The sequence below is a fragment of the Sphingomonas sanguinis genome (assembly GCF_019297835.1).
GTDB lineage: Bacteria > Pseudomonadota > Alphaproteobacteria > Sphingomonadales > Sphingomonadaceae > Sphingomonas > Sphingomonas sanguinis_D.
In genome coordinates, this window is sequence record NZ_CP079203.1 from 1,605,419 (window position 1) to 1,617,320 (window position 11,902).

Genomic DNA, 11,902 nt, shown 5'->3' on the forward strand with positions numbered 1-11,902 from the left:
ACAGTTCCCGCCGCCCGCTTTATGATGCCCCGCAACGGGGGACGGGACATGCGCGACGCCAGCGAAACAGACGCCAACGATCATGCCGGGCATCGCGCGCGGTTGCGCGACCGATTGCTGGGCGGTGGCGGATTGCTCGATCATGAACTGCTGGAATATTTGCTGACGACGGCGATTCCCCGCCGCGACACCAAGCCGGTTGCCAAAGCGCTGCTACGCGAGTTCCACGATATCGGCGGCGTCCTGACCGCCGACCCGATCGCGCTCCAGCGGGTCGACGGGATCGGCGAGACGGCGGCGGCGACGATCAAGATCGCCCAGGCTTGTGCGCTGCGGCTGGTCCAGGCGGAGGCGATGAAGCGCCCCGTCCTCTCCAACTGGCAGGCGCTGCTCGACTATCTTCATGCCGATATGGCGCATCACGGCGTCGAGCGGGTGCGGGTCCTGCATCTCAATACCCGCAACATGCTGATCCGCGACGAGCTGATGGGACAGGGTTCGATCGACCAGGCGCCCGTCTATGTCCGCGAGGTGATCCGGCGCGCGATCGACTTCGGCTCGGCCGCGCTGATCCTGGTCCACAACCACCCCAGCGGCGACCCCTCCCCCAGCCGCGCCGATATCGACGTCACCCGCGCCATCGCCGAGGCGGGAAAGAGGCTGGGCATCACGGTGCATGACCATATCATCATCGGCACCTCGGGGCATGTCAGCCTGCGGGCGCAGGGGTTGATTTGAGGGGGATGCCCTTGGCCTTCGACTTCGCTCAGGCTGAACGGAGCGAGGAAGAATGGCCCAGCTTTTCAACAGCCGTTCAGGCTGAGCGAAGTCGAAGCCCACGCCCCCAAAGCCCGACATTGGAAACCCCCGCCCCCCGATGCTAGGGGCCGTTCCGATCACGAATGAGGAACACCACATGCAGGTCTGGACCGGGCTGGGCAATCCGGGCGCGCAATATGCGATGCACCGCCACAATGTCGGCTTCATGGCGATGGACGCGATTGCCGAGGTGCATGATTTCGGCCCCGTGAAGAAGCAATTCCAGGGCTGGACCCAGGAGGGCCGGATCGGCGGGCAGAAGATCCTGCTGCTGAAACCCGCCACCTTCATGAACGAGAGCGGCCGCAGCGTCGGCGACGCGCTGCGCTTCTACAAGCTGGGCATCGAGGCGCTGACCGTTTTCCACGATGAGCTCGACATTGCGCCCTTCCGGGTGAAGGTGAAGACCGGCGGCGGCACGGCGGGGCATAACGGCCTGCGCTCGATCGACCAGCATCTGGGGCCGGACTTTCGCCGCGTGCGGCTGGGCATCGGCCATCCGGGGCATAAGGACCGGGTGACCGGCCATGTGCTGGGCAATTACGCCAAGGCCGAGATCGAGCCGCTGTCCGACCTGCTCGGCGCACTGGCGGCGGAGGCGCATTGGCTGGCGGAGGGCGACGACGTGCGTTTCGTCAACGACATCGCGCTGCGGCTGGGAGATGCGGCATGAGCGTGCGGCGCCTCTTCGCCTCGCTGCTTTATGAGGGGCAGCTGGACGATGCCGATCTGCTGGCGGACATCGAACAGAGTTGCTGGGCGCTGGCCGAGGACGACCGGGCCGGGCGGCGCTGGAGCAAGGAGCATGGCTATCGCGGCTATACCAGCTATGCCTCGCTCAACGACCTGCCGATCCGCGATCCGGTCTTCGCCGATCTGAAGAAGAAGCTCGACCGCCATGTCGCGCGCTTTGCCGAGGAATGTGCCTTCGATCTGGGCGGGCGCAAGCTGAAGCTCGACAGCCTCTGGGTCAACGTCCTGAAGCCGGGCGGGCATCACTCGGCGCATATCCACCCGCATTCGGTCGTCTCGGGCACGCTTTATGTCGCGATGCCGAAAGGCTCGGGCGCGCTGAAGCTGGAGGACCCGCGCCTGCCGATGCTGATGGCGGCGCCGCCGCGCCGCCCCGATGCGCCCGACGACCTGGCGACCTTCGCCACCGCCACGCCCGAGCCGGGCACGGTGCTGCTCTGGGAAAGCTGGCTGCGGCATGAGGTCGTGCCCAACGGCGCCAAGGGCGAACGGATCAGCGTCAGCTTCAATTATCGCTGATCCGACCGGAACGGGGGCGACGATATGCGCCGCACCCGCGATCAGATGAAAAGTTCCCTCCATTGGTCGTGCGTGGAGGGCATTTGGTCGCGGCGATATCGTGCCGTTAACCTGTATTGGGTAAGGGAAAGGCGATCGCACCCCTATCCCGGACGTACACCCGATGCTCGAATTCGCTGTCTTCACCTTTGGTATGTTGGCCAGCTTCGTGCTGTCGGGCCTGGGCCGGAACAAGAAGGCGCAGCGCGCCAATCCGCCGATCCTGCGCTACATGGGTCTGGTGCTGATGGGCTTTTCGGGCGCGATGGGCGTCATGCTGCTCGGCTATGCCGCCGCGCTGGCGGTGAGTGCCTGACGGGCGGGCAATCCCCGCCCCCTCCCCACGCTCCGTTCAGCCTGAGCGAAGTCGAAGGCAACGGCTGACCTTCGCCACGGGGCAATTTGTCTGGACGGATTCCCTTGGCCTTCGACTTCGCTCAGGCTGAACGGGGTATGGTGAGTGAACGGGGGTTGGGGTGGCTTCGCCCTCCCTTCAACCACCATCGGTTGAGAAATTCCGCCATCGTCGCTAGAGGGGCGCTTTCCCCTTGATCCACAGGATAAGCGACGCATGGGTTTCCGCTGCGGCATCGTCGGCCTGCCGAATGTCGGCAAGTCCACCCTTTTCAACGCGCTGACCGAAACGGCGGCGGCGCAGGCCGCCAATTATCCGTTCTGCACGATCGAGCCGAACGTCGGCAACGTCGCGGTCCCCGATCCGCGCCTGTACCAGCTCGCCGAGGTCGCGGGCTCCGCCAAGATCATCGAGACGCAACTGGCGTTCGTCGACATCGCAGGCCTGGTGCGCGGCGCGTCCAAGGGCGAGGGGCTGGGCAACCAGTTCCTGGGCAACATCCGTGAGGTGGACGCGATCGTCCATGTCCTGCGCTGCTTCGAGGATGGTGACGTCACGCACGTCGAGGGCAAGGTCGATCCCATCGCCGATGCCGAGACGGTCGAGACCGAACTGATGCTCTCCGACCTCGAAAGCCTCGAAAAGCGCGTCCCCGCCTTCATCAAGAAGGGCCAGCAGGGCGACAAGGAAGCCAAGATCGCCGCCTCGGTGCTGGGCCAGACGCTCGAGCTGCTGCGCGACGGTAGACCTGCGCGGCTGACCGTGCCCAAGGACGAAGAGGAAGCCCGCGTCTTTTCGCAGGCGCAGCTGCTGACCGCCAAGCCCGTCCTCTATGTCTGCAACGTCGAGGAATCGAACGCGGCGAACGGCAATGCGCATTCGGCGCGCGTGTTCGAGAAGGCCGCCGCGGAAGGCGCGCAGGCCGTCGTCGTCTCTGCCGCCATCGAGGCCGAGATCGCCACCATGCCCGCCGAAGACCGCGGCGAGTTCCTGTCGGAGCTGGGCCTGTCGGAAACCGGCCTCGCCCGTGTGATCCGTGCGGGTTATGCGCTGCTCGACCTGCTGACCTTCTTCACCGTCGGCCCGAAGGAAGCGCGCGCCTGGACCGTCCATCGCGGCGCCAAGGCCCCGAACGCGGCGGGCGAAATCCACAGCGATTTCGAGCGCGGCTTTATCCGCGCCGAGACGATCGCCTATCCCGACTATATCGCCTTCAAGGGCGAAGCCGGTGCCCGCGATGCGGGCAAGCTGCGCGCGGAAGGCAAGGAATATGTCGTCCAGGACGGCGACGTGATGCTGTTCCGGTTCAACGTCTGATCCCAACGGCGCCGGTCGGGTTCGCTCGACCGGCGTCCTGTCCCGCTTATTGTCACTTTGCAGAAGCGGCTTGGCCCGCTACGCAAAGAACATGATCCATGTTAGTGCGTTTCGCCGTGTCATCTACACCAGCCGCGCCGTCGGCGATGACGAACGCGCCGACCACCAGGCCATTCTGTCCGCCTCGCGCCGTAACAACGGCATGGACGGCATCTCCGGCCTGTTGTGGATCGGTGGCGGCGAGTATTGCCAGCTGCTCGAAGGGCCGGTGGACAGCGTTCGTGAAACGCTGTCGCGCATCATGCGCGATCCCCGTCATACGGACATCCGTATCCTGGACGACCGCATGACGGACGCTCCCGAATTCGGGGAATGGGCGATGGCCGGACTGCCCGGCGACCATGCCGAGCAGGCCGCCGAGCGCCTTCGCCTGCTGCTGCGCAACGCTGACCCGACCATCCGCCAGTTCTTTCCGGTCGACTGACCGTCGCGGGGCGGTAGCTTCCGCTCGCCAGTGTCATATTGCGGCGCTATCGGGCTGATCCGAAAGGACAGCCTCTCCCGTGATCCTACTTCCCCTTGCCGCCCTTGCCCTCGCTCTGCTGGGCGGATGCGCCTATCCCTATAGTCCGCCTGCCCTGCCACCGGTGACGCAGGCCGCCCCCGCGACCGCAAGCGCCACGCCGGTCGCCCCGATAGGCGAGGAACGCGCGCCCGTCACGATCCTGGTGTCGATCGACGGCTTCCGCGCCGACTATCTGAAGCGCGGCATCACCCCCAATCTGTCGCGGCTGGCGGCGGGCGGCGTGAGCGCGGTCATGCGGCCGTCCTTTCCGTCCAAGACCTTCCCCAATCACTGGACGCTCGTGACGGGCATGGTCCCCGATCGCCACGGCATCGTCGCCAACAGCTTCACCGATCCGACGCATCCGGGCGAGCGCTTCACCATGGCGTCGGAGCAGCCCTATTGGTGGAACGCCGCCGAGCCGGTCTGGGTGACGGCCGAAAAGGCGGGCATCCCGACCGCCACCATGTTCTGGCCCGGCTCCACCGTCGCCTGGGGCGGGGTGCAGCACAACGACATCCACCACAGCATCACCGGCGGCATCCGTCCGCATGACTGGCAGGCCTATAGCTCCGCCGTGTCCGACCGGCAGCGGGTCGATGCGCTGATCGACTGGCTGCGGCGTCCGGTGGCAGCCCGACCGCGCTTCCTGACTCTCTATATCGACGAGGTGGACATCGCCGGGCACGAGGTCGGCCCCGATGCGCCGTATATCAACACCGCCATCGCCAAGGCGGATCAGGCGATCGGCATGCTGGTCGCGGGGCTGGCGGACCTGCACCAGCCCGCCAACCTGCTGGTCGTCGCCGATCACGGAATGGCGCCGACCTCCAGCGACCGGGTGATCGCGCTCGACCAGCTTCTGGACCCGGCCGATTACGAGTTGAGCGACGACGGCCCCTTCGCCTCGATCACCGCCAAGCCGGGACGCGAGGCCGCGCTGGAGGCGCGCCTGCTGGGTCGGCGCGGCCATATGACCTGCTGGCGCAAGAGCGAGATTCCGACGCGTTTCCATTACGGCCGCAATCCTCGCATCGCCCCTTATTTCTGCTTGGCCGATGCCGGGTGGATGATCGAGGCAAAGGCGCCGGACGAGCCCTTCGCCGGGGGGATGCATGGCTATGACAATGCCGATCCGACGATGGAGGCGCTGTTCGTCGCCAATGGTCCGGCGTTCCGGCCGGGCGTCCGGCTGGCACCATTCGCCAATGTCGACGTTGCCCCCTTGCTGCGCGACCTGATCGGCCTGCCGCCGGGCCAGGGGCTGGACGGCAACGACGCACCGTTCCGCCGCGCGTTCCGACGTTAAGGAGACAACAGGATGATCTGGCTGGAGGATATCGCGGTCGGCGACGTGTCGCGGTTCGGCGCGTACAAGGTGGAGCGGGACGAGGTCATCGCCTTTGCCCAGCGTTACGATCCCCAGCCTTTCCACCTGTCCGACGAGGCCGCCGCCGCCACCCATTTCGGGCGGCTGTCGGCCAGCGGATGGCATACCGCGTCGATGGCGATGGCGATGATCGTCGAGCATTTTCGCGACACCGGCTTTCAGAGCATCGGCTCGCCCGGTGTCGACGAACTGCGCTGGACGAAGCCCGTCTATCCCGGCGACACGCTTCATTGCGAAGCGGAGGTGCTGGAGACGCGGGCGTCGGCCAGCCGTCCGGAGATGGGCTTCGTCATCAGCCGGTGGACCGTCTTCAACCAGGACGATGTGCCGGTCATGACGATGCGCCCCACCGTCATGGTCCGTACCCGCCCCAAGGCCGGTTAACGCGGGCCACGCCCGCCGCCGCGTCCGCCCGGTCGGCCGCCGCGCCAGCCGCCGGGACGCGGTGCGGAGGGCGTCGGCCGCACGCCTTGCTGCCCTCTCCACCCGCCGGGATTGCCACGCCAGCCACCGGGGTTGCCGCGCCAGCCGGGTGTCGTACCGGGCGCAGGGGCTGCGCCGGGCACGGGCCCGCGCCATCCACCCCGGCCCCATCCGCGCCACTGATCCCGGATCGCACCGCCGCGCCAAGCATCGCGCCGCCCTTCCCAATAGGCGCGCTGGCCGTCGTTCCAGCGGAACGGACGGCGATACCGGTCGTAGACGTAGACGCCGGTGCCCGGATAATAGAAATCGTCATACCAGCCGAAATAGGACGGCGCATAACCATAGCCGCCATAGCCACCGTAATAGCCCGGTGCGTAACCGCCGCCATAGCCCGCGCCCACCGACACGCCGCTATAGCCATAGCCGTCGGTACATCCGCCCAGCGCCAGCAGACCGGCCGCGATCGCCGTCGCCCAACCCATGTTTTTCAGGGTCATCCTACTCTCCATGCCCCTGATCCTGGCCGAGCGGGTGCGGCAGGGGTCCGTCATCCGTGTCGATCAGCGGTCAACCCCGCAGCGCGAATGCTGGTTCCTGCGCCATCCCCCCTGCATCCGCGCTGAACGGCCGAAAAGCATCGCCCGCAAAGGGGATTGGCAAAGCCGGTCAAGCAAGGCTAACCTGACGCACCGTTCATCAAGGACGGGCCGAGACAGGCGGCGCATGACCGGGGACAATCCGGCACGACCGTCGAAAGCGTATCGTATCGAACGCGAGCGAAGGTGGAGGGACAGGACGAATGGCGATGACGGAGAACACCGTACCCCCCGGCGAGGCGCCGGAGCCATTCCACGAAGAGGTCCATGATCCCCGCCGCCGCGACTTCATCAACGTCGCCGCCGTATCCTTTGCGGGCGTGGGCGCATTGGCGATCGTCCTGCCGCTCATAAACCAGATGAATCCGTCGGCCGACGTTCTCGCCCAGTCCACCACCGAGATCGACCTGTCCAAGATCGCACCGGGACAGGCGATCAAGGCCAGCTTCCGCAAGCAGCCGCTGTTCGTGCGCAACCTGACGCCCAAGGAAATCGCCGAGGCCAACGCCGTGCCGCTGTCCGAACTGCGCGATCCGCAGACGCTGGCGGAGCGGACCAAGCCGGGCAAGACGAACTGGCTGATTACGCTGGGCGTCTGCACCCATCTGGGCTGCGTGCCGCTGGGTGCGGGCGAGGGCGAGAACAAGGGCCCCTATGGCGGCTATTTCTGCCCCTGCCACGGCTCGGCCTATGACACCGCCGCGCGCATCCGAAAGGGTCCGGCACCGAAGAACCTGTTCGTGCCCGATTACAAATTCGACACCGACACGACCGTCACGGTCGGCGTGGCCGCATAAGGGAGACCCGAGAGATGAGCTTTCCCTGGGCCAAACACTATCAGCCTAAGCAGCCGGTCATGCGCTGGCTGGACGAGAAACTGCCGCTGCCGCGCCTCGTCTACAACGCGGTGGGCGCCGGTTATCCGGTGCCGCGCAACCTGAATTATTTCTGGAATTTCGGCGTGCTGGCGGGGGCCGCCCTCGCCATCCAGATCATCACCGGCGTCGTGCTGGCGATGCATTATGCCGCCAATGCGGGCGTCGCCTTCGACTCGGTCGAAAGCATCATGCGCGACGTCAATGCGGGCTGGTTCCTGCGCTATGCCCACGCCAACGGCGCGTCGATGTTCTTCATCGTCGTCTACACCCATATCTTCCGCGGCCTCTATTACGGATCGTACAAGGCCCCGCGCGAAATGGTGTGGCTGCTCGGCGTGGTCATCTTCCTCCTCATGATGGCGACCGCCTTCATGGGCTATGTGCTCCCCTGGGGGCAGATGAGCTTCTGGGGCGCGCAGGTCATCACCGGCTTCTTCTCGGCGATCCCGCTGGTCGGCGACACCATCCGCATCTGGCTGCTCGGCGGGTTCGCGCCGGACAATGCCGCGCTGAACCGCTTCTTCTCGCTCCACTATCTGCTGCCCTTCGTGATCGCAGGCGTCATCATCCTGCACATCTGGGCGCTGCACATTCCGGGGTCGAACAACCCGACCGGCGTGGACGTGAAGGGCGAGCAGGATACCGTGCCCTTCCACCCCTATTACACCGCCAAGGATGCGGTGGGCCTGGGCGTGTTCCTGCTGGTCTTCGCCAGCCTGCTGTTCTTCTTCCCCAATTATCTGGGCCACCCGGACAATTACATCCCGGCCAATCCGCTCTCAACGCCCGCGCATATCGTGCCCGAATGGTATTTCTGGCCCTTCTACGCGATCCTGCGCGCCTTCACCGCTGACTTCATTCTGCCCGCCAAGCTGTGGGGCGTGCTGGCGATGTTCGGGTCGATCCTGCTGCTGTTCTTCCTCCCCTGGCTGGACAGCTCGCCGGTGCGGTCGAACAATTTCCGGCCCAAGGCGCGGGTGGCCTTCTGGGTGCTGGTGGTCGACGTGCTGCTGCTCGGTTGGTGCGGGGGCTCGCCCGCGACGCCCTTCTTCATCATCCTCAGCCAGCTGACCGCAGCCTATTATTTCCTCCACTTCCTGGTGATCCTGCCCTGGATCGCCCGGACGGAGCGCCCCGCGCCGCTGCCCAACTCGATCACCGAAGCCGTGCTGTCCAAGCATGGCGGCACGGCCCCCACCAAGTCGGCCCTCACCCCTTCGGCCTCGGCCTGACGCGAACCGAGAGAGGATAAAAGAACATGGTTCGTGGCATCGCATTCCTGGTCGGGGCGGCCTTCACCTTCGTCCTCGCCATCGCGTTGTGGGGCAGCATCTCGGGACTCGTCTCCGAGCCGCCCGTCCCCACCGCCGAGGAGGAATTCCACCTTCACCCCAAGCAGGCGCATCTGGCGTCGGACGGCATTTTCGGCCGCTTCGACCGCCGCCAGCTCCAGCGCGGTTTCCAGGTCTATAAGGAGGTCTGCGCAGCCTGCCACTCGCTGCGGCTGGTGGCGTTTCGCGACCTGAAGGAGCTGGGTTATAACGAGGCCGAGGTGAAGGCGATCGCCAACCAGTGGGTGATCGAGCAGCCGAGCATCAACCCGGAGACGGGCGAGGCGACGACGCGCAAGAACGTGCCCGCCGACCGCTTCCCCTCGCCCTTCGCCAACGAAGTCGCGGCGCGCGCAGCCAACAACAACGCGCTGCCGCCCGACCTGTCGCTGATGACCAAGGCGCGGCATGACGGCGGCAACTACATCTATTCGCTGATCGGCCCCGACGGCTATCGCCAGCAACCCGCCGAGCTGCTGCGCAAGTTCCCGGACGCCAAGACGCCGACCGGCCTGCACTACAACCCTTATTTCGCGAATCTGAACATCGCGATGCCGCCGCCGCTGACCCAGGACGGTCAGGTCCAATATACCGACGGCACGCTGGCGACCCGCGACCAGATGGCCAAGGACGTCGCCGCCTTCCTGACCTGGACCGCCGAGCCCAAGCTGGAATCGCGTCACGCGGCCGGAATCGGGGCGTTCGTCTTCATCCTGATCTTCTGCTTCCTGGCCTGGGGCGCGTATCAGAATGTCTGGCGCGACGTGAAACACTGAGATCGGGCTGGCCCGATGTGAGAGAACTGGGGCGGTTTCCGACGAGGGAGCCGCCCTTTTTATTGGGGAGGCACGGCTCCCCTTCCCCTACCTCCGTTCAGGCTGAGCGAAGTCGAAGCCCACGCCCTGCCCTCTCCATCTTGCCTGGCAACGGGATTCCCTTGGCCTTCGACTTCGCTCAGGCTGAACGGAGGTGGGAATGGGTCGCTTGTCCCTTTACCCCCGCGCCCCACAGGCCCATGACGCCCCCATGACCGCCAATGACGACCTGAAAGCCCTGATCCGCACCATTCCGGATTTTCCCAAGCCCGGCATCCAGTTCCGCGACATCACCACCCTGCTGCTCGACCCCAAGGGGTTCGCGCAGACGATCGAGCGGATGGCCGCCGCGGCGCGAGGAAAGGTCGATCTCGTCGCCGGGATCGAGGCGCGCGGCTTCATCTTCGCCGCCGCGCTCGCGGTGCCGCTGAAGGCCGGCGTGCTGCTGATCCGCAAGGACGGCAAGCTGCCCGGCGCGACCATCGCCGAGGATTATGCGCTGGAGTACGGACAGGACCGGATCGCCATCCATGAGGATGCGCTGGTCCCCGGCGCCCGCGTGCTGCTGGTCGACGACCTGATCGCCACCGGCGGCACCGCGCGCGCCGCCGTTCGGCTGATCCGCAAGGCAGGCGGCGTGGTCGAGCAGGCGCAATTCCTGGTCGATCTGCCCGATCTCGGCGGGGCCGATGCGCTCCGCAAGGAAGACATCGCGGTCGACTCGCTGCTGTCCTTTCCCGGCCACTGATGCGCCTGGCGCTGCACGAACCCGACATCGCGGGTAATGTCGGCACGCTGATCCGCACCGCGACCTGTTTCGGCGTCGCGGTCGACCTGATCGAGCCGATGGGCTTTCCCTATTCTGACCGCGCGCTGGCCCGCTCGGCGATGGACTATGCCGCCATGGCCGAGGTGGTGCGCCATGCCGATTGGGACGCCTTCCGCGCCGCGACGCGCGGGCGGATCGTGCTCGCGACGACGCTGGGCGCGGTGCCGCTGCCCGAGATGGCGTTCCGGCCCGACGACGTAATCCTGCTCGGCTCCGAAGGGGCGGGCGTGCCGGAGGCGGTCCATAACGCCGTCGATATGCGCGTGCGGGTGCCGATGCGCACCGGGGTGCGCTCGCTCAACGTCGCGATAACCGGCGGCATTTTGCTGGCCGAGGCACGCCGCCAGACCGGCTGGGACCAAATGCCGGGTTGACCCTGGCCCTCGCCCCCGCCCAGAACGCGCAGCGATGAACAGCCGTACCCCCGACATCACGCTCGACGCCGAGCAGGACGCCGCCCGCCTCTGGTTCGAGTCCCTGCGCGACCGGATCTGCGCCGAGTTCGAGGCGATCGAACGTGAGGCGGGGTCGGACGCCGCGTTTCAGTATACCGCCTGGGACCGCGCCGATCCGAGTGGCGAGCCCGGCGGCGGCGGGGTGCGCGGGGTGATGAAAGGCCGCGTCTTCGAGAAGGTCGGCGTCAACGTCTCGACCGTCGGCGGCACCTTCGAGGGACCGTTCGCCAAGACCATCCACGGTGCTGGCGAAGATCCGCGCTTCGTGGCGACCGGGATCAGCCTGGTCGCGCATATGGCCAACCCGCATGTGCCCGCCGTCCACATGAACACCCGCTTCCTGACCACGACCAAGCGCTGGTTCGGCGGCGGTGCGGACCTCAATCCGCCGCTGCCCATCGAGGAAGACACGGCGGATTTCCACGCGCGGTTGAAGGCCGCATGCGACGCGCATGACCCGGATCACTATCCGCGCTTCAAGACCTGGGCCGACGAGTATTTCTATATCCCCCACCGAAAGGTGCATCGCGGCGTCGGCGGCATCTTCTACGACCATCTGGAGGGCGATTTCGACCGCCATTTCGCCTTCACCCGCGATGTCGGCGAGGCGTTCCTCGACATCTTCCCGCGCATCGTCCGGCGACGCATGGGCCTGCCCTTCACCGAGGCCGACCGGGCGCAGATGCTCGCGTGGCGCGGGCGCTATGCCGAGTTCAACCTGGTCTATGATCGGGGCACGCTGTTCGGGCTGAAGACCGGCGGCAATATCGACGCGATCCTGATGAGCCTGCCGCCGCTGGCGACCTGGGAGTAGG

Annotated in this window: 15 protein-coding genes; 14 read left to right on the forward strand and 1 reads right to left on the reverse strand. The window is 66.4% G+C overall.

From position 1 onward, the window contains the following. The first annotated feature begins 48 nt into the window (after window positions 1–48). The 8 genes from radC to KV697_RS07390 all read left to right on the forward strand — a co-directional run bounded on the left by radC (window position 49) and on the right by KV697_RS07390 (window position 6,141). A complete protein-coding gene (gene radC / locus KV697_RS07355) occupies window positions 49–738 on the forward strand; it encodes a RadC family protein (RefSeq protein WP_219020736.1) in 690 nt (229 codons plus the stop codon). A gap of 178 nt (window positions 739–916) precedes the next feature. After that, window positions 917–1,492, forward strand: coding sequence for an aminoacyl-tRNA hydrolase (pth, locus tag KV697_RS07360; protein ID WP_219020737.1), 576 nt, complete (start codon window positions 917–919; stop codon window positions 1,490–1,492). Then, a complete protein-coding gene (locus KV697_RS07365; protein ID WP_058745799.1) occupies window positions 1,489–2,091 on the forward strand; it encodes a TIGR02466 family protein in 603 nt (200 codons plus the stop codon). The genes pth and KV697_RS07365 overlap by 4 nt, the downstream gene beginning before the upstream one ends. 163 nt (window positions 2,092–2,254) lie before the next feature. After that, entirely contained in the window at window positions 2,255–2,446 is a 192-nt protein-coding gene (locus KV697_RS07370; protein ID WP_219020738.1) for a hypothetical protein, read from the forward strand. 255 nt (window positions 2,447–2,701) lie between these two features. Further along, a complete protein-coding gene (ychF, locus tag KV697_RS07375; protein WP_219020739.1) occupies window positions 2,702–3,802 on the forward strand; it encodes a redox-regulated ATPase YchF in 1,101 nt (366 codons plus the stop codon). A gap of 91 nt (window positions 3,803–3,893) precedes the next feature. Then, complete coding sequence (locus KV697_RS07380; RefSeq protein WP_219020740.1) at window positions 3,894–4,286, forward strand: BLUF domain-containing protein; 393 nt, start codon at window positions 3,894–3,896, stop codon at window positions 4,284–4,286. Between the two features lie 79 nt (window positions 4,287–4,365). Further along, window positions 4,366–5,676 carry an alkaline phosphatase family protein gene (locus KV697_RS07385; RefSeq protein WP_219020741.1) on the forward strand — a complete coding sequence of 437 codons (1,311 nt, stop codon included), beginning with the start codon at window positions 4,366–4,368 and terminating at the stop codon, window positions 5,674–5,676. Window positions 5,677–5,688: 12 nt separating this feature from the next. After that, entirely contained in the window at window positions 5,689–6,141 is a 453-nt protein-coding gene (locus tag KV697_RS07390; protein WP_219020742.1) for a MaoC family dehydratase, read from the forward strand. Here KV697_RS07390 and KV697_RS07395 read toward each other — a convergent pair. Continuing rightward, complete coding sequence (locus KV697_RS07395; RefSeq protein ID WP_219020743.1) at window positions 6,138–6,680, reverse strand: hypothetical protein; 543 nt, start codon at window positions 6,678–6,680, stop codon at window positions 6,138–6,140. The genes KV697_RS07390 and KV697_RS07395 overlap by 4 nt on opposite strands. 302 nt (window positions 6,681–6,982) lie before the next feature. Here KV697_RS07395 and petA point away from each other — a divergent pair, with 302 nt between their 5' ends. From petA to hemF, 6 genes are all read left to right on the forward strand, one after another. Then, window positions 6,983–7,576 carry a ubiquinol-cytochrome c reductase iron-sulfur subunit gene (gene petA / locus KV697_RS07400; protein WP_219020744.1) on the forward strand — a complete coding sequence of 198 codons (594 nt, stop codon included), beginning with the start codon at window positions 6,983–6,985 and terminating at the stop codon, window positions 7,574–7,576. Between the two features lie 14 nt (window positions 7,577–7,590). Next, complete coding sequence (locus KV697_RS07405; RefSeq protein ID WP_219020745.1) at window positions 7,591–8,889, forward strand: cytochrome b; 1,299 nt, start codon at window positions 7,591–7,593, stop codon at window positions 8,887–8,889. Between the two features lie 26 nt (window positions 8,890–8,915). Next, window positions 8,916–9,764, forward strand: coding sequence for a cytochrome c1 (locus tag KV697_RS07410; RefSeq protein WP_219020746.1), 849 nt, complete (start codon window positions 8,916–8,918; stop codon window positions 9,762–9,764). 250 nt (window positions 9,765–10,014) lie between these two features. Next, entirely contained in the window at window positions 10,015–10,551 is a 537-nt protein-coding gene (locus KV697_RS07415; protein WP_219020747.1) for an adenine phosphoribosyltransferase, read from the forward strand. Beyond that, window positions 10,551–11,006: a tRNA (cytidine(34)-2'-O)-methyltransferase gene (locus KV697_RS07420; protein ID WP_219020748.1), complete on the forward strand. Its 456-nt coding sequence runs from the start codon at window positions 10,551–10,553 to the stop codon at window positions 11,004–11,006. The genes KV697_RS07415 and KV697_RS07420 overlap by 1 nt, the downstream gene beginning before the upstream one ends. Window positions 11,007–11,040: 34 nt before the next feature. Further along, window positions 11,041–11,901 (forward strand): oxygen-dependent coproporphyrinogen oxidase, encoded by an 861-nt coding sequence (gene hemF / locus KV697_RS07425; protein WP_219020749.1) that lies wholly within the window; start codon window positions 11,041–11,043, stop codon window positions 11,899–11,901. The last annotated feature ends 1 nt before the right edge of the window (window position 11,902 follow it).

Bases quoted from the DNA above. Each gene is read 5' to 3' on its own strand.
- radC (WP_219020736.1), top strand. From the start codon at position 49: ATGCGCGACGCCAGCGAAACAGACGCCAACGATCATGCCGGGCATCGC.
- pth (WP_219020737.1), top strand. From the start codon at position 917: ATGCAGGTCTGGACCGGGCTGGGCAATCCGGGCGCGCAATATGCGATG.
- KV697_RS07365 (WP_058745799.1), top strand. From the start codon at position 1,489: ATGAGCGTGCGGCGCCTCTTCGCCTCGCTGCTTTATGAGGGGCAGCTG.
- KV697_RS07370 (WP_219020738.1), top strand. From the start codon at position 2,255: ATGCTCGAATTCGCTGTCTTCACCTTTGGTATGTTGGCCAGCTTCGTG.
- ychF (WP_219020739.1), top strand. From the start codon at position 2,702: ATGGGTTTCCGCTGCGGCATCGTCGGCCTGCCGAATGTCGGCAAGTCC.
- KV697_RS07380 (WP_219020740.1), top strand. From the start codon at position 3,894: ATGATCCATGTTAGTGCGTTTCGCCGTGTCATCTACACCAGCCGCGCC.
- KV697_RS07390 (WP_219020742.1), top strand. From the start codon at position 5,689: ATGATCTGGCTGGAGGATATCGCGGTCGGCGACGTGTCGCGGTTCGGC.
- KV697_RS07395 (WP_219020743.1), bottom strand. From the start codon at position 6,680: ATGACCCTGAAAAACATGGGTTGGGCGACGGCGATCGCGGCCGGTCTG.
- petA (WP_219020744.1), top strand. From the start codon at position 6,983: ATGGCGATGACGGAGAACACCGTACCCCCCGGCGAGGCGCCGGAGCCA.
- KV697_RS07405 (WP_219020745.1), top strand. From the start codon at position 7,591: ATGAGCTTTCCCTGGGCCAAACACTATCAGCCTAAGCAGCCGGTCATG.
- KV697_RS07410 (WP_219020746.1), top strand. From the start codon at position 8,916: ATGGTTCGTGGCATCGCATTCCTGGTCGGGGCGGCCTTCACCTTCGTC.
- KV697_RS07415 (WP_219020747.1), top strand. From the start codon at position 10,015: ATGACCGCCAATGACGACCTGAAAGCCCTGATCCGCACCATTCCGGAT.
- KV697_RS07420 (WP_219020748.1), top strand. From the start codon at position 10,551: ATGCGCCTGGCGCTGCACGAACCCGACATCGCGGGTAATGTCGGCACG.
- hemF (WP_219020749.1), top strand. From the start codon at position 11,041: ATGAACAGCCGTACCCCCGACATCACGCTCGACGCCGAGCAGGACGCC.